The sequence below is a fragment of the Citrobacter sp. Cm046 genome, from assembly GCF_030333065.1.
In the GTDB taxonomy this organism is placed as follows: domain Bacteria; phylum Pseudomonadota; class Gammaproteobacteria; order Enterobacterales; family Enterobacteriaceae; genus Citrobacter; species Citrobacter murliniae.
Map to the genome: position 1 here is coordinate 1 of NZ_JAOWGP010000033.1, position 21845 is coordinate 21845.

The following is a 21845-nucleotide window of genomic DNA, read 5'->3' on the forward strand; positions in this document are numbered from 1 at the left end:
ATGTCAGAAAAATGACTGACTGCTGCATTCCACAGCAAAACCCTGCCTTATACCTGTTTACACACAGAGTTATCCACAAACAGCACGATCATTTCGGCGATCCTCTCCCTGTAAGTGCGATCTTTAGTTGGCAAAATAAGGGTAAATATTGAATAAGAAAAATTCGCGAGCGTTGCGCAAACGTTTTCGTTACAATGCTGCGGCAAAACAAGGATGCCCCGTAAGGGGCGTTAGCTGAGTTTTTACGCAAAAACTCAGCTAACGCTCTCTGTTATAGTCAAATCCAGGGGATTTACCATGCAACAACGTCGTCCAGTCCGCCGCGCTCTGCTCAGTGTTTCTGACAAAGCAGGTATTATCGAATTCGCTCAGGCACTTTCCGCACGCGGTGTGGAACTGCTGTCTACAGGCGGCACCGCTCGCCTGTTAGCAGAGAAAGGTCTGCCAGTGACCGAAGTTTCCGATTACACCGGCTTCCCGGAAATGATGGATGGACGTGTGAAAACCCTGCATCCAAAAGTACACGGCGGCATTCTGGGTCGTCGCGGCCAGGATGACGGGATAATGGAACAACACGGTATTGCACCTATCGATATGGTTGTCGTTAACCTGTATCCGTTCGCCGAGACCGTCGCTCGTGAAGGCTGCTCGCTGGAAGATGCTGTAGAAAACATTGATATCGGCGGCCCGACCATGGTGCGCTCTGCCGCCAAGAACCATAAAGACGTTGCTATCGTGGTAAAGAGCAACGACTACGACGCCATTATTAAAGAGATGGATGCCAACGACGGCTCACTGACTCTCGATACCCGTTTCGATCTCGCCATCAAAGCCTTCGAACACACCGCCGCTTACGACAGCATGATTGCCAACTACTTCGGCAGCATGGTTCCGGCCTATCACGGTGAAAGCAAAGAAGCCGCTGGACGCTTCCCGCGTACTCTGAACCTGAACTTCATTAAGAAGCAGGATATGCGCTACGGCGAGAACAGCCACCAGCAGGCAGCCTTCTATATAGAAGAGAATGTAAAAGAAGCTTCTGTAGCTACCGCACAACAGGTACAAGGTAAAGCGCTTTCCTATAACAACATCGCTGATACTGACGCGGCGCTGGAATGCGTAAAAGAGTTCAATGAGCCAGCCTGTGTTATCGTTAAGCACGCCAACCCGTGCGGCGTGGCAGTAAGTACTTCTATTCTCGACGCCTACGACCGCGCGTACAAAACTGACCCGACCTCCGCGTTCGGCGGCATCATTGCCTTTAACCGCGAACTGGATGCAGAAACGGCACAAGCCATCATCTCCCGTCAGTTTGTTGAAGTGATCATCGCCCCGTCAGCCACTGAAGACGCACTGAGAATCACCGCCGCTAAACAGAACGTTCGCGTCCTGACCTGTGGTCAATGGGCACAGCGTGTGCCGGGGCTGGATTTCAAACGCGTTAACGGCGGCCTGCTGGTTCAGGATCGCGACCTGGGTATGGTCACCGAAGGTGAACTGCGCGTGGTGAGCAAACGTCAGCCTACCAAACAAGAACTGCGTGATGCGTTGTTCTGCTGGAAAGTCGCGAAATTCGTCAAGTCTAACGCCATTGTCTACGCCAAAGAGAACATGACCATCGGCATAGGTGCAGGTCAGATGAGCCGTGTTTACTCTGCGAAGATCGCCGGGATTAAAGCTGCCGACGAAGGACTGGAAGTAAAAGGCTCCGCGATGGCATCTGACGCCTTCTTCCCGTTCCGTGATGGTATTGATGCCGCTGCCGCCGTTGGTGTGAGCTGTGTGATCCAGCCAGGCGGCTCCATCCGTGATGATGAGGTAATTGCTGCCGCCGATGAACACGGCATTGCAATGATCTTTACCGATATGCGCCATTTCCGCCATTAATCCACGGAGCAGACGATGAAAGTATTAGTTATTGGCAACGGTGGACGTGAGCACGCCCTGGCCTGGAAAGCTGCACAATCTCCATTGGTTAATACCGTTTTTGTTGCACCGGGCAATGCGGGTACCGCGCTAGAGCCCACACTGCAAAACGTAGCGATCAATGTTACCGATATTCCGGCTTTGCTGAGCTTCGCCCAGAACGAGAAAATTGATCTGACTATCGTTGGCCCGGAAGCGCCGCTGGTGATTGGCGTTGTCGATGCTTTTCGTGCTGCTGGTCTGAAGATCTTTGGCCCAACCGAAGGTGCCGCGCAGCTTGAAGGCTCCAAAGCGTTCACTAAAGATTTCCTCGCCCGTCATCACATCCCGACGGCGGAGTACCAGAACTTCACCGAAATCGAGCCTGCACTGGCGTATCTGCGTGAGAAAGGCGCACCGATTGTCATCAAGGCCGACGGTCTGGCTGCCGGTAAAGGCGTTATCGTGGCGATGACGCTGGAGGAAGCTGAAGCCGCTGTGCACGATATGCTGGCAGGCAACGCTTTTGGCGATGCCGGTCACCGCATCGTAATCGAGGAGTTTCTTGACGGTGAAGAAGCGAGCTTTATCGTGATGGTTGACGGTGAGCACGTACTACCGATGGCTACCAGCCAGGACCACAAACGCGTAGGCAATGGCGATACTGGCCCGAACACTGGCGGTATGGGGGCTTACTCTCCGGCCCCGGTAGTGACTGACGAGGTTCACCAGCGCACGATGGAACGGATCATCTGGCCGACTGTGAAAGGGATGGCGGCGGAAGGTAACACCTACACCGGTTTCCTGTACGCCGGTCTGATGATCGACAAACAAGGCAACCCGAAAGTTATCGAGTTCAACTGCCGCTTTGGCGACCCGGAAACTCAGCCGATCATGTTGCGCATGAAATCAGACCTGGTTGACCTGTGCCTCGCCGCCTGCGACGGTAAACTGGATGAGAAAACCTCCGAGTGGGACGAGCGTGCATCTCTGGGCGTGGTTATTGCTGCAGGCGGTTATCCTGGCAACTACAATACCGGGGATGAGATCCACGGCCTGCCGCTGGAGGAAATTGAAGGCGGTAAAGTATTCCATGCGGGCACGAAACTGTCTGATGACGATCGCGTGCTGACCAACGGTGGTCGCGTCCTGTGTGCCACCGCACTGGGGTATACCGTGGCCGAAGCGCAGAAACGCGCTTACGCCTTAATGACCGATATCCACTGGGATGGCAGCTTTAGCCGTAACGACATTGGCTGGCGCGCTATCGAGCGTGAGCAACGCTAACGCGAAATTTTCGCCAACAGCGTTTTACGCGTGATCCCTAACTGACGGGCGGCTTCAGTTTTGTTGCCGCCCGTTTTTTCCAGCGCCGCCAGAATAACCTCTTTTTCGACATCTACCAGCGGTTGAATCTCCAGACTGCTTTCTGCTTTTATCGGCGTCGCGGCAATTGCCATCGGCAGCTCACGCTCAGAGATATATTCTCCCGTCAGCAGAACCACTGCCCGTTCAATGGCGTTTTCCAGCTCGCGAATATTCCCCGGCCAGTCATAGTGGATCAACAGATCCATTGCCTGTGGGGTAAAGCCTTTCACCGCTTTGCGGTTACGCTGCGCAAAATGCTGCAAAAAATGTTCCGCCAGCAACGGAATATCTTCCCTACGCTGACGAAGCGCGGGCATTTCAATGGTGACCACATTCAGCCGGTAGTAGAGATCCTGACGAAAACGCCCGGCATTGACCTCTTGTGCTAAATCGCGGTGCGTCGCAGCTATCAGCCGGACATCGACAGCAAGAGTCTGGTTGCTGCCCACACGTTGAACTTCGCGTTCCTGAATCGCCCGTAGCAGACGCACCTGCATCAGCGGTGAAATATCGCCAATTTCATCGAGAAATAACGTGCCACCGTCGGCTTCCACAAAGCGACCTTCCCGCCGTTTGTCGGCCCCCGTAAACGCCCCTTTTTCATGACCAAACAGTTCAGACTCCAGCAGGGATTCATTGAGTGCCGCGCAGTTCAGCGTCACCAGCGGTTTATTACAACGTGCGCTACTGGCATGCAGCGCACGGGCAACCAATTCTTTCCCCGTCCCGGAGTCTCCATGAATGAGCACTGTGGCATCCGACGGTGCCACCATCGCAATCTCATTAAGCAGTTGCTGCATCACCGGACTTCTGCCAATCATGCCAAACTGCGAAGCCGGAGCCGAAAGCGATTCAACGGTGGTATCCCGCGTATGCGCCAGCGACTTTTCCAGCGTCTCCTGCAGTCGGTCAAAGTCCAATGGCTTAATTAAATAGTCCAGCGCCCCGGCTTTGAGTGCTTCCACCGCCGTTTCGACGCTGGAAAATGCGGTCATAATCAAAATAGGTATCGCCGGATTCAGGACTTTTATCTCTTTCAGCGTTTCGATGCCATCCATCTCTGCCATACGCACATCGCACAGCACCAGATCAAAAACGTGTTCACGCACCTGCTCCAGCGCCTCCCGGCCACTATAGGCCAGTGATACGTTATAGCCCCAGCCGCGAAGCAGCGCCTGTAAAATCGTGCAGTGACTAATGTCATCATCCACAACCAGAATATCGATTTGTCCGTGAGTCATCCTTGTCTGTCCTGTTGTTTCGCTTTGATCGGCAGCCAGAGAGTAAAGACCGCGCCTTTGCCCTCAATACTTGTCACCTGAATGGTTCCGCCGTGCTGTTCAATGATGTTTTGCACCACCGCCAGCCCCAGACCAGTACCGTCGGCTTTCGTCGTGAAATAAGGCGTAAAAATGGCCTCCAGCTGTTCGGGCGCAATACCCTTTCCGCTATCAGTCACCACAATTTTAACCCGATCGGCACTACTTTCACTCACCTCAACCGTAATCGTACCCTGATGGCCAATGGCATGAATGGCGTTCAGGTACAGATTCAGCAGGACCTGCGTGAGCCGATCAGGATCGGCCTGAATAGCCGGTAAAAAAGTGTCTGCTGTAAACTGCAGCAGGATTTCCCGACTCAGGGCATCCTGGCTGACAAGATGCAGGGAGTGGTTGATGACCTCATTAAGATCTACCTTTTGCAGCGTCAGATGAGCAGGCTTCACCAGCTCCAGCAGTTCACTCACCACCCGGTTTAAACGGTCTGCCTCTTTCGCCATCACTTGTGCCAGTTCATGCGACTCACCACCCGCTGGCGTACGTTCGGCAAAATACTTCGCTAATCCTTTGATGGAAGACAGTGGGTTACGAATTTCATGCGCTACCCCTGCCGCCAGATGTCCGAGCGCCATCAATTTTTCTTTGCGCTTCATCGCATCCTGCAATTCTTTATACGAACGCTGATAGCGCTGATACCAGAAAAATGTCAGCACAGTTGCCAGCAGCACGGCCGCCAGCGCAGAAAGGACAATCAGTGTATTACGCCACTCTCTGGCCTGCGTTGCCGCCAGATCGCTGGCATCAAAGGCGATAAAAATGGTTTGCTCAGGCGTATTACTGTGCTCGTCATTACCGTCACAGCGCGCCATGCCGTGTCTACCTGGACCATACATCGGCTGGAACTGGCGATAAATTTCCAGTACCGGCATTTTTTCGCCGTCATCGGCCGGTATATCGATACGCCGCCAGCGTTCCTGTTCCCCAGAATTTAGCTCTCGCAGCACATCTGGCGAATAGAGTGTTTTGCCAACCATCGCGGAATTACTGTGCGTAATGATGGTGCCATACGTGTCTACGACAGCAAACCATAGCACCCCCGGTTGCACCGCCATTTCCTCCAGCAACGTTTGTTGCTGAGCATGATGCATACGCATTCCCATTCCCACACGCGTACCAGACTCAAGGGCGCGGATCAGCACACTCCCTTTTTCCAGTAACGTTTGCCGGGCGGCGTCGCTTTCCCGACCATAGTCCCGAATGGTCATAATAGAAAACCAGCCGACCAATATCAGGATTGCCGCCGGCAATAGTCTGCTCAGCCACTTTGCCGCCGTATCCTTATATAAACGCATACGTTCTCCCTTTCACCATCGTTACCTTGCTTCGTTTCAGGTATACAGCAGAAATCATGCCATTTTTTCTCCCTGATAACCCAGCCCTTTGGCACAAACAATTGAAAGTAGTGGGTAAAAATGACCCACCGGGACGTTCCGACGAGTCATTTTTACTCACTTCCAGCGGGCAAATATCTGAACGGCACCCGTAGCGTGGGGATCCGCAGGCTGGCACGGAAGATGCAATAGAGAAAATAAGATAACCAACAGGAGAACAAATGATGAAACGGAATAACAAAATGGGTCTGGCGCTGCTCGCGCTCTCTCTTATGGCTTTGGGCTCCACCTCAGCGTTAGCACAACATCACTGGGGCAATGGTAATGGGATGTCACAACAGGGCGGAATTCCAATGACCACTGAACAGCAGACTGCCGCCCAAAAAATATATGACGATTACTACGCGCAGACCAGCGCATTACGCCAACAGCTGGTTTCCAAACGTTACGAATACAATGCGTTGTTAACCGCCAGTTCGCCGGATACTGCAAAAATTAATGCAGTGACAAAAGAGATGGAGTCTCTGAATCAGTCACTCGACGAGCAGCGTGTTAAGCGGGATGTCGCGATGGCGCAGGCGGGTGTACCTCGCGCAGCCGGAATGGGTTACGGCGGATGTGGTGGTGGCGGTAACCATCGCGGCGGTGGTCATATGGGAATGGGTCACTGGTAAGCGTAGTCTGCCGAATGACGGCTTACGGTCCAGGTTTTTAGAAGGTCTTGGCTTTAGGTTGCCAGTGACAAAAATCCTCATTGGCGACCAGCAATAGCTGAGATCCTTCTGGCGCTTCCAGCCAGGCAACGCTTACATCTACCGATGAATGGCTCTGGCGGCGCTCAATATGGTTTATTGCCCATGAATCTAAGTCGGGCTTAATTGTCTCGCCCTCGCAGGTGGTGACCGTGTTATTCGCATGCCAGCGTCCCTGACGTAATACAACACGCCCCTGACGCAACGCGTCGCTGGTCTGGCGGATTTGATCGGCACGGTAGCGGTAGAGCGCTATTTGATCGCTGGAAAGCTGCTGCTTTTGCCCGTCAACTTCACGCTGCATGAAACTCAGCTCGCCCCGGTCATCGAAGCGTATGCGAATATGCTCCGGCGGCTTGCTGTATACATTAAGTTCTATCAGAGAGAGCGAATCACCCTGCCAGCGGTATTCACTGGTAGTGGTCTCGCCTTTACGCCACGGACTAAATACCGAGAGCAAGTGAACATCGTCACTGGAATCTTTACGCCAGACGCGCACCGCCCCCTGATCGCCAACATAGCCGCTGGCCGTGAACGGAGGAAGCTCAGAATGGCGACTGCAGGCTGACAGCAACAGAACACCTGAAAGCCAAAGCGTATGACGCCAGATGGACAAAAGGGGCGAAACCGCCCCTTCGTTAAAACTGTTCACTGCCACGCGAATTACTTAACCGCGTCTTTCAGTGCTTTACCAGAAACAAATGCCGGTACGTTAGCTGCGGCGATTTTGATTTCTTTACCGGTCTGCGGGTTGCGGCCAGTGCGCTCAGCGCGGTGGTTCACTTTGAAGGTACCGAAACCAACCAGTTGTACAGCATCGCCTTCTTTCAGAGACTCAGTAATAGCAGCCAGAGTGGATTCCAGAGCAGCTTTAGCCTGGGTTTTAGACAGTTCTGCTTTGTCTGCAATTACATCAATCAGTTGAGTCTTGTTCATAAGTTATCCTTACAATGTGTTTATCGCTTGCTAAGCATCGAGTGCGACGGAAATGCCAAAAAAGCACTCTCCTGCATACACGCACCGATAGCCACTTTTTTTCGCCCCCCAAATGTAGACCAGACCGGGGGCGGATGGGAAGCCTTCAGGCACGACAAATCAGGCGTTAAATCACGTTTTGTTGTGTCATTGCTGAAAATTTATACCAATATTGCTCTCGCCAGCCTCGCGCAGGTCTGCACGCAGCCCTTTTATCAGTTCAATATCGCGTTCTTCACAGTCGGCCAAAAGTCGGAATATTTCCCACTGAATATCCCATTCTTGTTCAACGGCAGGGTTTTCTTTCAGCTCTTCATCGGTCATTTCGCGACCAGCCTGAGTCATTTCCAGCATCGCGACCGTCGTGATCGAAGCTTTACTGACTTCAATCGCGTGCTCGAGAGTTTCACCACTCAAACGTGAGTGCATCAATTCACTTAATGCCACGCAAGCATCAATTGCCGGATAAACGCCGTACAGATCGTAATCATCTGCCGACGGGATAGCCTCTTCAAACTTCTCCAGTTGGCTGTCAAAGTTGATTTTTGCATCTTTGACCGTCAGCGCTTCCCAAATCAAATCCAGAATTCGGCGGTAAATTTGCCCATCGCCAAACTCAGTTTGCTTACAGAACATGGCGTAGTTTGGGTACATGCGCTCGCACAGGCATGCCATAAAAGTGACGTGCTGCCAGCTTTCCAGCTTCTCCAGGCGCAAATGAATCGGATTTTGTAACATGTTGAGTTCTCAAATACGGAAATTAGCGGCAGTTTACCCGATATGGGGTGTTTTTGCTGCAAGCCGCGAAAATGCCGGGCGTTCCGATGCTACCGCATCCGCCCAGCGAGTCGGTTCCGGCAGACGATAGCCGTTCATACAGCGCTGCACCCACGCCAATGCGCTGTCCATGCTCACGCGATGACCAGTAGAGATAAACAGTGGATTACAGCGTGCTTTGCTACGCCAGACCCATGCCAGCTGCTCACCGTTATCCAGTAGCGGAGATAAGGCACCAGGTTCAGCGGCAAGCGGTTCAAATTTACCGCACAGTCGCTTTTTCGCCACACCAATTGTCGGCACATCCACCAGCAGACCAAAATGGCTGGCGACACCCAGACGGCGAGGATGGGAAATCCCGTGTCCGTCCACAAACAGCAGATCCGGCTTTTGTGATAAAAGCTGCCACGCCGCCATTAGTGCGGGAGTTTCACGAAAAGAGAGAAAACCGGGGATATACGGCATGGTGGTGGCGATACGCGCCACCTTGTATTCAACCAGCTCAAGCGTGGGGTATTTCAGCAAGACCATCGCGGCTCGCGTCACTTCACCGCCCTGCTCAAACCCAACATCCGCCCCACCGATCAGATCCGGCGGATCGTTCTCAAGGCGATCCTCCCGGATCACCGAAGAAGCCAGTTCAAGCTGTTTTGCGCGCAGCGACGCGAGATCCATGATGATTCCTTAGCGGTGGTACTGTTCGGACAAGCGATGCACCGCCTCCACGAAGACACCCGCATGCTCTGGCGGCACGTCCTGGTGAATACCGTGACCAAGGTTAAAGACGTGCCCTTCGCCCTGACCAAACCCAGCGAGAATGGTCGCCACCTCTTCTTCGATACGAGCTGGCGGCGCATACAGCATGGACGGGTCCATATTGCCCTGCAGCGCCACGTTATGACCAACACGACGACGCGCATCAGCAATATCCGTCGTCCAGTCGAGACCTAATGCATCACAACCGGTTTCCGCCATCGCTTCCAGCCACTGTCCACCGCCTTTAGTGAACAGCGTTACCGGCACGCGGCGACCTTCGTTTTCACGCAGCAAGCCATCAACAATTTTGTGCATGTAGTAGAGAGAGAACTGCTGATAATCACGCCCGGTCAACACACCGCCCCAGGTGTCGAAGATCATCACCGACTGCGCACCCGCTTTGATCTGTGCGTTCAGGTACAAGGTGACGCTTTTCGCCAACTTATCAAGCAGCAGATGCAGAGCCTTAGGGTCGGCGTACATCATCTTTTTAATCACGGTGAAGGCTTTGCTGCTGCCGCCCTCTACCATATAGGTTGCCAGCGTCCACGGGCTACCGGAGAAGCCGATCAGCGGCACTTCGCCCTTCAGTTCACGGCGAATAGTACGTACCGCATTCATAACGTATCCCAATTCACCTTCAGGATCCGGAATCGGCAATTTATCAACATCGGCTTTACAGGTAATTGGCGAGGTAAAACGTGGACCTTCACCGGCTTCAAAATGGAGACCAAGCCCCATTGCATCCGGAATAGTCAGAATGTCCGAAAAGAGGATCGCCGCATCGAGTTTATATCTGCGCAACGGCTGTAGCGTCACTTCACATGCCAGCTCGGCATTTTTGCACAGCGACATAAAATCGCCCGCCTGTGCTCGGGTGGCTTTGTACTCCGGCAAATAGCGGCCCGCCTGGCGCATCATCCATACTGGAGTGACATCAACGGGCTGGCGCAGCAGCGCACGCAGGTAACGATCGTTCTTCAGTTCGGTCATTTTTATATTCCTTATAGCGTCAGACCGCCAGTGTATCACTACTCGAAGTTTACTCGTACTCGGCCCGACACATCGCGACGGTATCTTCGATCAGTCGACGCGCAACGGTTCCCGGCGGGGGAAGAAGCGGTAAATCATCGTAGCGATACCAGTTCGCTTCCAACAGCTCTTTCGGGTCGATTACAATCTCGCCACTGTCGTACTCTGCCATAAATGCGGTCATCAACGACTGCGGAAACGGCCACGGTTGGGAGGTGACGTAGCGCAGGTTCTTCACCTTGATACCGCTCTCTTCCATCACTTCACGTGCTACCGCCTGTTCTAATGTTTCCCCCACTTCGACAAAACCTGCCAGCACGGTATGCACGCCATTGCGATGGCGAACATGTTGGGCAAGAAGAAGGCTGTCATCACGGCGGATAGCAACGATAATGCAGGGCGCAATTTGCGGGTAGTAGCGTTCACGGCAGTGGCTGCACAACATCGCCCATTCGGTTTTACTCGGGTACATGGCATGGCCGCAGTAACCGCAGAATTTGTGCGAGCGATAGAACTCCGCCAGTTGCACACCGCGTCCGGCCAGTTGAAACAATCCTACATCCTGATCGATAACCTGACGCACCGAGCCCATATCATGCCGTCGCTGCTGCTGCACCAGCCAGACCGTATCCCCTTCCCATTCGCCGATCGGCAGTGCGCGCTGTCCTACCAGATCAAAATTTGCCGCTTCACCATATGGCAGCTCTCCGCGAGGTAGCCAAATTTTTTGCTCATGGCTGACAATCCACCAGCCGCTGTCTAATTTTTCAATTATACGATCCATATCTCTTGCGCAACCTTTGCTTCACAGGCATGTTGTTTACATTATTTTTACATTTATGGGCGAGCAGTTCTTAAACATCACTTGCGGAGTCAATCATGCTAAACCAGCTGGAAAGCCTGACGGAGCACGTCGGAGGAAGTAATAAACTGGTTGATCGCTGGCTACATGTACGTAAGCACCTGCTCGTGGCTTACTACAATCTGGTTGGCATTAAGCCTGGCAAAGAATCGTACATGCGGCTCAATGAAAAAGCGCTGGATGATTTTTGTCAAAGCCTGGTCGATTACCTATCCACCGGACACTTCAGTATTTATGAACGTATTCTCCATAAATTGGAAGGGAACGGGCAGCTTTTAAAAGCAACAAAAATTTGGCCATCACTGGAAGCCAATACGCAGCTGATCATGGACTATTATGATTCCAGCCTGGAAACCGCGATTGATCATGACAACTTCCTTGAATTTCAAAAGGCTTTGTCCGATCTTGGCGAGGCACTGGAAGCCCGGTTTGTGCTGGAAGATAAGCTGATTATGCTGGTGTTTGACGCGATGCATGACAATGCCATGATCAAACGTCCTGCTTGAGATCTGCAGCATTAACGAGTAGTTTACATTCATTACCTCTAATCATCAGAGGTTGCTTCTTGTCGGAGTGCCTTACGTGAAAGCGTAGGCTGAGACCGTTAATTCGGGATCCGCGGAACCTGATCAGGCTAATACCTGCGAAGGGAACAAGAGTAATTCAGCTTTATGCTGCTGCCTTCACAGGCGGCGTGCATCCATTACTCAATCCGTCGTCTGACAAGCCATATCCTTACTTTTTTTGGAATGAGCTATGTCTGCCACTACTAAACCATCACGTCGCGAACAGCGCGCCCAGGCCCAACACTTTATCGATACCCTGGAAGGAACCGCCTTTCCTAACTCGAAACGCATCTACATAACCGGTTCGCAGCCGGATATCCGTATTCCGATGCGTGAAATCCAGCTTAGTCCGACGCTGACCGGCGGTTCGAAAGACAATCCGCAGTTTGAAGATAACGAAGCTGTACCGGTGTACGATACCTCCGGCCCGTACGGCGATCCGGATGTGGCGATTAATGTCCAGAAGGGGCTGGCAAAGCTGCGCCAGCCATGGATTGCAGCACGTAACGACAGCGAAGAGCTTAATGACCGCAGCTCGGCGTACACCAAACAACGTCTGGCCGATGATGGCCTTGACGAGTTACGCTTCACAGGCCTGCTGACCCCAAAGCGCGCCAAAGCCGGTAAGCGCGTCACGCAACTGCACTACGCCCGTCAAGGGATCGTCACCCCTGAGATGGAGTTTATCGCTATCCGCGAAAACATGGGCCGCGAGCGTATTCGTAGTGAAGTGTTACGCCACCAGCACCCGGGGATGAGCTTTGGCGCACGCCTGCCAGAAAATATCACGCCGGAATTTGTGCGTGATGAAGTCGCCGCCGGACGCGCCATCATACCTGCCAACATCAACCACCCGGAATCGGAACCGATGATTATCGGCCGCAATTTTCTGGTGAAGGTCAACGCCAATATCGGCAACTCAGCGGTCACCTCTTCCATCGAAGAAGAGGTCGAAAAACTGGTGTGGTCTACACGCTGGGGGGCGGATACGGTGATGGACCTTTCTACAGGTCGCTATATTCACGAAACTCGCGAATGGATCCTGCGTAACAGCCCGGTACCAATCGGTACCGTACCGATCTACCAGGCGCTGGAGAAGGTCAACGGGATCGCCGAAGATCTGACCTGGGAAGCGTTCCGCGACACACTGCTGGAGCAGGCAGAACAGGGCGTCGACTACTTCACCATCCACGCAGGCGTGCTGCTGCGCTACGTACCAATGACCGCCAAACGTCTGACCGGGATTGTTTCGCGCGGCGGTTCAATTATGGCGAAGTGGTGCCTATCCCATCACAAAGAGAACTTCCTGTTTGAGCACTTCCGCGAAATTTGCGAAATCTGCGCCGCCTATGATGTTTCGCTCTCATTAGGCGACGGCCTGCGTCCTGGCTCGATTCAGGATGCCAACGACGAGGCGCAATTCTCCGAGCTACATACGCTGGGAGAACTGACCAAAATTGCCTGGGAATATGACGTACAGGTGATGATTGAAGGCCCGGGCCATGTACCGATGCAGATGATCCAACGCAATATGACCGAAGAGCTTGAACACTGCCATGAAGCGCCGTTCTACACCTTAGGACCGTTGACCACCGATATCGCGCCAGGTTATGACCACTTCACCTCCGGCATTGGCGCCGCGATGATTGGCTGGTTCGGCTGTGCGATGCTCTGTTACGTCACGCCGAAGGAGCATCTCGGCCTGCCGAACAAAGAGGATGTAAAACAGGGGCTGATCACCTACAAGATTGCCGCGCACGCCGCTGATTTAGCCAAAGGCCATCCTGGTGCGCAAATCCGTGATAACGCCATGTCGAAAGCACGCTTTGAATTCCGCTGGGAAGACCAGTTTAATCTGGCGCTCGACCCATTCACCGCCCGCGCCTATCACGATGAAACCCTGCCGCAGGAGTCAGGCAAAGTCGCCCACTTCTGCTCGATGTGCGGACCGAAATTCTGCTCAATGAAAATCAGCCAGGAAGTTCGCGACTACGCCGCCGCGCAAACCATTGAAGTCGGCATGGCCGATATGTCAGAAAACTTCCGCGCCAAAGGTGGCGAAATCTACCTGAAAAAGGAGGAAGCGTGATGTATCAGCCTGATTTTCCTACGGTGCCTTTTCGTCTCGGCCTTTACCCGGTCGTCGACAGCGTGTTGTGGATTGAGCGTCTGCTGGAAGCAGGCGTGCGCACGATCCAACTGCGCATTAAAGACAAGCGAGATGGAGAAGTTGAAGCCGACGTGGTTGCCGCCATTGCGCTGGGGCGGCGCTACAACGCCCGGCTGTTTATCAACGACTACTGGCGACTGGCAGTCAAACACCAGGCTTACGGCGTGCATCTGGGACAGGAAGACCTCGAAACCACCGACCTGAAGGCTATTCAGGCTGCAGGTTTGCGCCTTGGTGTGTCGACCCACGATGATATGGAGATCGACGTGGCGCTCGCCGCTCGCCCGTCTTACATCGCACTAGGACATGTCTTTCCGACGCAAACCAAACAGATGCCATCTGCCCCACAGGGGCTGGCACAACTGACGAACCATATTAAGCGGCTGGCTGATTACCCCACCGTCGCTATCGGCGGAATAAGCCTTGAACGAGCGCCAGCAGTGCTGGCTACCGGTGTCGGTAGTATTGCCGTGGTTAGTGCAATCACTCAGGCCGCAAACTGGCGTACTGCCACGACCCAACTGCTCGGAATCGCGGGAGTCGGCAATGAATGATCGTGATTTTATGCGCTACAGCCGCCAAATATTACTGGGCGATATTGCCATTGAGGGCCAGCAAAAGCTCAACGCAAGCCACGTGCTGATTATCGGTTTAGGCGGATTAGGTTCACCCGCAGCGCTGTATCTGGCGGGTGCGGGCGTAGGAACACTGGTACTGGTTGACGATGACGATGTGCATCTGAGCAACCTGCAACGCCAGATCCTGTTCACTACCGATGATATCGCCCGGTCAAAATCGCAGGCTGCGCAGCAACGACTGACGCGGCTCAACCCGGATATCGAACTGGTAGCATTACAGCAGCGTCTGACGGGCGATGCCCTCAGACATGCCGTTGCATATGCCGACGTGGTGCTCGACTGTACCGATAACATGGCGACCCGCCAGGAGATCAACGCCGCCTGCGTGGCGCTGAATACGCCTCTCATCACCGCCAGCGCGGTCGGTTTTGGCGGTCAGTTAATGGTACTCACGCCCCCCTGGGAACAGGGCTGTTACCGCTGCCTGTGGCCAGATGATGTGGAACCGGAACGCAATTGTCGCACTGCGGGCATTGTCGGTCCGGTCGTCGGAATAATGGGAACGTTGCAGGCACTGGAAGCCATCAAATTGCTGAGCGGCATTGAAACACCCACTGGTGAATTACGCCTGTTTGACGGTAAAACCAGCCAGTGGCGCAGCCTGGCGCTGCGTCGTGCCAGCGGTTGTCAGGTATGTGGGGGGCAACATGCAGATCCTGTTCAATGATGAACCTATACAGTGTATCGAGGGACAAAACGTCAGCAACCTACTGGTTCAGCTTAATCAGCTTAAACCCGGTACAGCGCTGGCGCTGAATCAACAGATCCTGCCGCGCGAGCGGTGGGAGCAGCAAATCGTGCAGGAAGGCGACCAGATCCTGCTTTTTCAGGTTATAGCAGGGGGTTGATATGTTACGAATTGCCGACAAAACGTTTGATTCACATCTGTTCACCGGGACCGGAAAATTTGCGTCATCGCAACTGATGGTGGACGCCATTCGTGCTTCTGGTAGCCAGTTAGTGACGCTGGCAATGAAGCGCGTGGATTTACGTCAGCACAACGACGCGATCCTGGCGCCATTGGTCGAGGCAGGCGTGACACTGCTACCCAACACGTCGGGAGCAAAAACGGCGGAAGAAGCTATCTTTGCTGCACAACTGGCGCGTGAAGCGCTGGGGACAAACTGGCTGAAGTTAGAAATTCACCCGGACGCCCGCTGGCTGCTACCGGACCCGATAGAAACGCTGAAAGCCGCCGAAGCACTGGTGAGGCAGGGATTCATAGTGCTCCCCTACTGTGGCGCTGACCCGGTGTTGTGCAAGCGGCTGGAAGAAGCAGGTTGTGCGGCAGTAATGCCGCTCGGTGCGCCTATAGGCTCCAACCAGGGGCTGGAAACGCGATCCATGCTGGATATCATCATTCAGCAAGCGACCGTCCCGGTGGTCGTTGACGCAGGTATCGGCGTACCCAGCCACGCCACACAGGCACTGGAAATGGGTGCCGACGCGGTACTGGTCAATACAGCGATAGCTGTGGCGGACGATCCAGTGATGATGGCAACCGCCTTCCGCCTGGCAGTTGAAGCGGGTGTTTTGGCTCGTCAGGCGGTACCGGGAAGCCGCAGTTCACACGCGCAGGCCACCAGCCCGTTAACTGGATTCCTGGAGGTAATGGCATGAATACGTTCAGCGATCGCTGGCGACAACTGGACTGGGACGACATCCGCCTGCGTATCAACGGTAAGACTGCTGCTGACGTACAACGGGCTCTCAACGCTTCGCAGCTTAGTCGCGATGACCTGATGGCTCTGCTCTCTCCTGCTGCTGCTGACTATCTGGAGCCACTGGCGCAGCGGGCGCAGAAACTTACCCGCCAACGCTTTGGTAACACAGTGAGTTTTTACGTTCCGCTGTACCTTTCCAATCTGTGTGCCAACGACTGTACCTACTGCGGCTTTTCAATGAGTAACCGCATCAAGCGTAAAACGCTGGATGACGTGGAGATTGCTCGCGAGTGCGAGGCCATTCGCAAGCTGGGATTTGAGCATTTGTTGCTGGTGACTGGGGAGCATCAGAGTAAGGTCGGCATGGATTACTTCCGTCGCCATTTACCCGCTATTCGTCGCCAGTTTTCCTCTTTACAAATGGAGGTACAACCGCTGTCAGAAGCGGAATATGCAGAACTAAAGGCGTTAGGACTGGATGGCGTAATGGTTTATCAGGAGAGCTATCACGAGGCGATTTACGCCCATCATCATCTGAAGGGGAAAAAGCAGGACTTCTTCTGGCGGCTGGAAACGCCGGACAGACTGGGTCGTGCCGGAATCGACAAAATTGGTCTTGGGGCGTTGATTGGCCTATCCGACAGCTGGCAGGTTGATTGCTACATGGTGGCCGAACATCTGCTGTGGATGCAACAACATTACTGGCAGAGCCGTTATTCTATCTCCTTCCCTCGCCTGCGTCCGTGCACCGGAGGTATAGAGCCGGCATCAATTATGGACGAGCGTCAACTGGTACAAACCATTTGCGCATTTCGCTTGCTGGCTCCGGAAATTGAACTGTCGCTCTCCACCCGCGAGTCGCCGTGGTTTCGCGATCACGTCATTCCGCTGGCAATTAACAACGTCAGCGCCTTTTCAAAAACGCAGCCCGGTGGTTATGCCGACAATCATCCTGAACTGGAACAGTTCTCTCCTCACGACGACCGTCGCCCGGAAGCCGTTGCCAACGCACTGATGGCAAAGGGGTTACAGCCCGTGTGGAAAGACTGGGATAGCTATCTTGGACGCGCTTCGCAAACGCGATGAACCATCATGTAAGAGCATAAGTATTTTACGAGCCACTACGTAATGTGAAAAACGGGAGCTTGTCGTCAGGCTGCCGTTTTTTTATTTTGTCTCCGTCAGTCACGGAAGCTGACCAGGGCAGAAGTTATCTTCCTCATTTTGCCCTGCCTTCACCTCGACAGATCTTACCTGGTTCTGTGAAAAATATCGTTCCAGCCGCACCACCGGTAAATTAATACCCATCCTATATGGCTGGGTGGCGTCGCAAGCAAATTATCCGGCCAACAACAGCATTTCTTCAGGCAAAAAAAAACCCGCCGAAGCGGGTTTTTTATTACGGTCAACAACGATTAATCGTTATCAGAACCACCCAGACCTGCGTTCAGCAGTTCTGCCAGGCTGGCAGATGCATCTTCCGCAGTAACCTGAGGTGCTGCTGGCAGTTCGCCCGCAGCACGACGGCGCATACGATCCTGATGGTACGCATAACCGGTACCAGCTGGGATCAGACGACCCACGATGACGTTCTCTTTCAGACCGCGCAGTTCGTCGCGTTTGCCCGCAACGGCTGCTTCGGTCAGCACGCGAGTAGTCTCTTGGAACGACGCCGCAGAGATGAAGGACTCGGTTGCCAGAGATGCCTTGGTGATACCCAGCAGATCGCGGGAGAAAGTCGCCGCAACTTTGCCGTTCGCTTCCAGTTCGCGGTTAGCGATCTTGACGCGGGAGTATTCAACCTGCTCGCCTTCGAGGAAGTCGGAGCTACCAGCACTTTCGATGGTCGCTTTACGCAGCATCTGACGAACGATAACTTCGATGTGTTTATCGTTAATCTTAACGCCTTGCAGACGATATACGTCCTGTACTTCGTTGGTGATGTAACGCGTTACCGCGTGTACGCCACGAAGACGCAGGATGTCGTGTGGCGCTTCCGGACCGTCGGAAACCACATCACCACGTTCTACACGTTCACCTTCGAACACGTTGAGCTGACGCCATTTCGGAATCATCTCTTCGTACGGTTCGCTGCCGTCTAACGGAGTAATAACCAGGCGACGCTTCCCTTTGGTTTCTTTACCGAAGGAAATGATACCGCTGATTTCCGCCAGGATTGCCGGCTCTTTCGGACGACGAGCTTCGAACAGGTCCGCAACGCGCGGCAGACCACCGGTAATATCCTTGGTACCGCCTGATTCCTGAGGAACACGCGCCAGGGTGTCACCTGAGCTGATCTGCACGCCATCTTCCAGCTGAACAATCGCTTTACCCGGCAGGAAGTACTGAGCAGGCATATCGGTACCTGGGATCAGAACGTCGTTGCCCTGGGCATCAACAATTTTCAGTGCCGGACGCAGGTCTTTACCACCCGCAGTACGCTCTGCAGAATCCAGAACCACCAGAGAAGACAGACCGGTCAGCTCGTCGGTCTGACGAGTAATGGTCTGGCCGTCGATCATGTCAGTGAAGCGGACAAAACCACTCACTTCGGTGATAACCGGCATGGTGTGCGGATCCCAGTTTGCAACGGTTTCGCCGCCAGCAACCTGTTCGCCATCACCTTTCGCCATAACGGAGCCGTAAGGCACTTTATAGCTTTCTTTGGTACGACCGAATTCGTCGATCAGTTTCAGTTCGGTGTTACGTGAGGTGATAACCAGTTTACCGCTGGAGTTCACAACCGACTTCGCATTGCTCAGACGGATGCTACCTTTGTTTTTCACCTGGATGCTGGATTCAGCAGCCGCACGAGATGCCGCACCACCGATGTGGAACGTACGCATCGTCAGCTGTGTACCCGGCTCACCGATGGACTGTGCCGCGATAACGCCGATTGCTTCACCTTTGTTGATGATGTGGCCACGCGCCAGGTCACGACCATAGCAGTGCGCACATACACCAAAGTCGGTGTCACAGGATACGACGGAACGTACTTTGACGGAGTCAACGGAGTTCTCTTCCAGCAGATCACACCACTGCTCGTGCAGCAGGGTGTTGCGTGGAACCAGAATATCCGCCGTACCCGGCTTCAGAACGTCTTCAGCAGTCACACGACCCAGAACGCGATCACGCAGCGGCTCTTTAACATCACCACCCTCGATAACCGGGGTCATGGTGATACCTTCCAGAGTGCCACAATCGTCTTCAGTGACAACCAGATCCTGCGCGACGTCAACCAGACGACGAGTCAGATAACCGGAGTTAGCTGTTTTCAGTGCGGTATCCGCCAGACCTTTACGAGCACCGTGAGTAGAGATGAAGTACTGGAGTACGTTCAGACCTTCACGGAAGTTCGCGGTGATCGGCGTTTCGATGATGGAGCCATCCGGCTTCGCCATCAGACCACGCATACCTGCCAGCTGACGAATCTGTGCTGCAGAACCACGCGCACCGGAGTCGGCCATCATGTAAATGCTGTTGAAGGAAACCTGCTGCTCTTCGACGCCGTCACGGTTAATAACGGTTTCAGTTTGCAGGTTATCCATCATCGCTTTGGATACACGATCGTTCGCCGCAGCCCAGATATCGATAACTTTGTTGTAACGTTCGCCTGCGGTTACCAGACCAGACTGGAACTGCTCCTGGATCTCAGCAACTTCAGCTTCCGCTTCAGAGATGATCTCGTGTTTCTTCTCTGGGATGACCATGTCATCAATACCAACAGATGCACCTGAACGCGCTGCATAAGCAAAGCCGGTGTACATTGTCTGGTCAGCGAAGATAACGGTCGGCTTCAGGCCCAGAATGCGGTAACAGGTGTTCAGCATTTTGGAGATTGCTTTCTTGCCCAGCGCCTGGTTGACGATGGAGAAAGGCAGACCTTTCGGTACGATCATCCACAAAATAGCACGGCCAACGGTCGTGTCTTTCAGGCTGGTTTTCGCAACGAATTCGCCGTTTTCATCTTTTTCATATTCGGTGATACGCACTTTAACGCGCGCATGCAGAGAGGCCAGACCTGCGCGATAGATACGCTCAGCTTCTTTCGGGCCAGTCAACACCATGCCTTCGCCTTTGGCGTTAACACAGTCACGGGTCATGTAGTACAGACCCAATACAACGTCCTGAGACGGAACGATGATAGGTTCGCCGTTCGCCGGAGACAGAATGTTGTTGGTAGACATCATCAGCGCACGCGCTTCGAGCTGGGCTTCCAGCGTCAGCGGTACGTGAACAGCCATCTGGTCACCATCGAAGTCGGCGTTATACGCCGCACAAACCAGCGGGTGCAGCTGGATAGCTTTACCTTCGATCAGTACCGGTTCAAATGCCTGGATACCCAGACGGTGCAGTGTTGGTGCACGGTTCAGCAGTACCGGGTGTTCGCGGATAACTTCGTCCAGGATATCCCAAACGACAGCTTCTTCACGCTCAACCATTTTCTTAGCGGCTTTGATGGTGGTGGCGAGGCCACGCAGTTCCAGCTTGCCGTAAATGAACGGTTTGAACAGTTCCAGTGCCATTTTCTTCGGCAGACCGCACTGATGCAGACGCAGGTATGGACCTACGGTGATTACAGAACGACCGGAGTAGTCAACACGCTTACCGAGCAGGTTCTGACGGAAACGACCCTGTTTACCTTTGATCATATCGGCCAAAGATTTCAGAGGACGTTTGTTAGAACCGGTGATCGCACGACCGCGACGACCGTTATCCAGCAGGGCGTCGACCGCTTCCTGCAGCATACGTTTTTCGTTGCGTACGATGATGTCCGGCGCAGCCAGATCCAGCAGACGTTTCAGACGGTTGTTACGGTTGATAACGCGACGATACAGATCGTTCAGATCCGACGTTGCGAAACGACCACCATCCAGCGGAACCAGCGGACGCAGATCTGGCGGCAGAACCGGCAGAACGGTCAGAATCATCCACTCTGGCTTGTTACCAGACTGTACGAACGCTTCCAGCAGTTTGATACGCTTGGTCAGCTTTTTACGCTTGGTTTCGGAGTTGGTTTCGTTCAGCTCTTCACGCAGAGTTTCACACTCTTGCTCCAGATCCATGCTTTTCAGCAGAGCCTGGATAGCTTCCGCACCCATCTTCGCGTCGAATTCGTCACCGAACTCTTCCAGCGCATCCAGATACTGCTCTTCAGTCAGGATCTGTTGGCGTTCCAGGTTAGTCATACCGCCTTCGATTACCACATAAGATTCGAAGTACAGTACGCGCTCGATATCGCGCAGCGGCATATCAAGCAGCAGGCCGATACGGGACGGCAGAGATTTCAGGAACCAGATGTGAGCGGTCGGAGATGCCAGCTCGATGTGGCCCATACGCTCACGGCGTACTTTAGTCTGGGTCACTTCAACGCCGCACTTCTCACAGATCACACCACGGTGTTTCAGGCGCTTGTACTTACCGCACAGGCACTCGTAATCTTTTACTGGCCCAAAGATACGGGCGCAGAAAAGGCCGTCACGCTCAGGTTTGAACGTACGGTAGTTGATGGTTTCCGGCTTCTTAACTTCACCAAAGGACCATGAACGGATCATGTCTGGCGATGCCAGAGCAATTTTGATCGCATCAAACTCTTCGGTTTTAGTTTGCGCTTTCAGAAACTTTAATAAGTCTTTCACGGATTTGCTCCCGTCGGAGTTAGCACAATCTGGTGCTGGCTGTTACGCCAGCACCAGTGACCTGTATGAG

19 protein-coding genes and 1 riboswitch are annotated in these 21845 nt (G+C 53.6%); of the genes, 10 read left to right on the plus strand and 9 right to left on the minus strand.

Features of this window, described 5'->3' with window-relative positions; translation table 11 throughout:
* Nucleotides 1-297: 297 nt before the first annotated feature.
* Both purH and purD read left to right on the plus strand, forming a co-directional pair.
* Entirely contained in the window at nucleotides 298-1887 is a 1590-nt protein-coding gene (gene purH, locus OGX98_RS04735; RefSeq protein WP_286594907.1) for a bifunctional phosphoribosylaminoimidazolecarboxamide formyltransferase/IMP cyclohydrolase, read from the plus strand.
* Between the two features lie 15 nt (nucleotides 1888-1902).
* Nucleotides 1903-3192: a phosphoribosylamine--glycine ligase gene (gene purD / locus OGX98_RS04740; protein ID WP_200013325.1), complete on the plus strand. Its 1290-nt coding sequence runs from the start codon at nucleotides 1903-1905 to the stop codon at nucleotides 3190-3192.
* Here purD and zraR read toward each other — a convergent pair.
* Together zraR and zraS are read right to left on the minus strand one after the other, a co-directional pair.
* Nucleotides 3189-4514 (minus strand): sigma-54-dependent response regulator transcription factor ZraR, encoded by a 1326-nt coding sequence (gene zraR / locus OGX98_RS04745; RefSeq protein WP_045438396.1) that lies wholly within the window; start codon nucleotides 4512-4514, stop codon nucleotides 3189-3191. The two genes, purD and zraR, sit on opposite strands and share 4 nt — an antisense overlap.
* Entirely contained in the window at nucleotides 4511-5905 is a 1395-nt protein-coding gene (gene zraS / locus OGX98_RS04750) for a two-component system sensor histidine kinase ZraS (protein ID WP_286594908.1), read from the minus strand. The genes zraR and zraS overlap by 4 nt, the downstream gene beginning before the upstream one ends.
* Nucleotides 5906-6168: 263 nt before the next feature.
* On the opposite strand from zraS, the gene zraP reads away from it, so the two are divergent.
* Nucleotides 6169-6618 carry a zinc resistance sensor/chaperone ZraP gene (gene zraP, locus OGX98_RS04755; protein WP_286594911.1) on the plus strand — a complete coding sequence of 150 codons (450 nt, stop codon included), beginning with the start codon at nucleotides 6169-6171 and terminating at the stop codon, nucleotides 6616-6618.
* 37 nt (nucleotides 6619-6655) lie between these two features.
* Here the strand turns inward: zraP and OGX98_RS04760 are convergent, their stop codons facing one another.
* From OGX98_RS04760 to nudC, 6 genes are all read right to left on the minus strand, one after another.
* A complete protein-coding gene (locus tag OGX98_RS04760; RefSeq protein ID WP_045449391.1) occupies nucleotides 6656-7348 on the minus strand; it encodes a DUF1481 domain-containing protein in 693 nt (230 codons plus the stop codon).
* Between the two features lie 11 nt (nucleotides 7349-7359).
* Nucleotides 7360-7632, minus strand: a complete 273-nt coding sequence (gene hupA, locus OGX98_RS04765) for a nucleoid-associated protein HU-alpha (RefSeq protein ID WP_001044509.1) — start codon at nucleotides 7630-7632, stop codon at nucleotides 7360-7362.
* 186 nt (nucleotides 7633-7818) lie between these two features.
* Nucleotides 7819-8409: a YjaG family protein gene (locus OGX98_RS04770; protein WP_003842015.1), complete on the minus strand. Its 591-nt coding sequence runs from the start codon at nucleotides 8407-8409 to the stop codon at nucleotides 7819-7821.
* Nucleotides 8410-8442: 33 nt separating this feature from the next.
* Entirely contained in the window at nucleotides 8443-9123 is a 681-nt protein-coding gene (gene nfi / locus OGX98_RS04775; protein WP_200013323.1) for a deoxyribonuclease V, read from the minus strand.
* Nucleotides 9124-9132: 9 nt separating this feature from the next.
* Nucleotides 9133-10197: a uroporphyrinogen decarboxylase gene (gene hemE, locus OGX98_RS04780; protein ID WP_045438381.1), complete on the minus strand. Its 1065-nt coding sequence runs from the start codon at nucleotides 10195-10197 to the stop codon at nucleotides 9133-9135.
* Nucleotides 10198-10246: 49 nt separating this feature from the next.
* Complete coding sequence (gene nudC, locus OGX98_RS04785; protein WP_045438378.1) at nucleotides 10247-11020, minus strand: NAD(+) diphosphatase; 774 nt, start codon at nucleotides 11018-11020, stop codon at nucleotides 10247-10249.
* Nucleotides 11021-11115: 95 nt separating this feature from the next.
* Between nudC and OGX98_RS04790 the strand changes: the two genes are divergently transcribed.
* The 7 genes from OGX98_RS04790 (at nucleotide 11116) to thiH (ending at nucleotide 17222) form a co-directional block, all read left to right on the plus strand.
* On the plus strand, nucleotides 11116-11604 hold the full coding sequence (locus tag OGX98_RS04790; RefSeq protein WP_045438375.1) for an Rsd/AlgQ family anti-sigma factor: 489 nt from the start codon (nucleotides 11116-11118) through the stop codon (nucleotides 11602-11604).
* Nucleotides 11605-11657: 53 nt separating this feature from the next.
* A riboswitch (TPP riboswitch) is annotated at nucleotides 11658-11767 on the plus strand.
* Between the two features lie 87 nt (nucleotides 11768-11854).
* Entirely contained in the window at nucleotides 11855-13753 is a 1899-nt protein-coding gene (gene thiC / locus OGX98_RS04795; RefSeq protein WP_048223461.1) for a phosphomethylpyrimidine synthase ThiC, read from the plus strand.
* On the plus strand, nucleotides 13753-14388 hold the full coding sequence (gene thiE / locus OGX98_RS04800; RefSeq protein ID WP_048223459.1) for a thiamine phosphate synthase: 636 nt from the start codon (nucleotides 13753-13755) through the stop codon (nucleotides 14386-14388). Before thiC ends, thiE begins: the two co-directional genes overlap by 1 nt.
* The gene (gene thiF, locus OGX98_RS04805) at nucleotides 14381-15139 is read left to right on the plus strand and encodes a thiazole biosynthesis adenylyltransferase ThiF (protein ID WP_225760348.1); all 759 of its coding nucleotides are present in this window, start codon (nucleotides 14381-14383) and stop codon (nucleotides 15137-15139) included. The genes thiE and thiF overlap by 8 nt, the downstream gene beginning before the upstream one ends.
* Nucleotides 15120-15320 (plus strand): sulfur carrier protein ThiS, encoded by a 201-nt coding sequence (thiS, locus tag OGX98_RS04810; protein ID WP_045438358.1) that lies wholly within the window; start codon nucleotides 15120-15122, stop codon nucleotides 15318-15320. The genes thiF and thiS overlap by 20 nt, the downstream gene beginning before the upstream one ends.
* A gap of 1 nt (nucleotide 15321) precedes the next feature.
* The gene (thiG, locus tag OGX98_RS04815) at nucleotides 15322-16092 is read left to right on the plus strand and encodes a thiazole synthase (protein WP_200013321.1); all 771 of its coding nucleotides are present in this window, start codon (nucleotides 15322-15324) and stop codon (nucleotides 16090-16092) included.
* The gene (thiH, locus tag OGX98_RS04820; RefSeq protein WP_045438353.1) at nucleotides 16089-17222 is read left to right on the plus strand and encodes a 2-iminoacetate synthase ThiH; all 1134 of its coding nucleotides are present in this window, start codon (nucleotides 16089-16091) and stop codon (nucleotides 17220-17222) included. Before thiG ends, thiH begins: the two co-directional genes overlap by 4 nt.
* 329 nt (nucleotides 17223-17551) lie before the next feature.
* Here the strand turns inward: thiH and rpoC are convergent, their stop codons facing one another.
* Nucleotides 17552-21775, minus strand: a complete 4224-nt coding sequence (gene rpoC / locus OGX98_RS04825) for a DNA-directed RNA polymerase subunit beta' (protein ID WP_045438350.1) — start codon at nucleotides 21773-21775, stop codon at nucleotides 17552-17554.
* Between the last annotated feature and the right edge of the window lie 70 nt (nucleotides 21776-21845).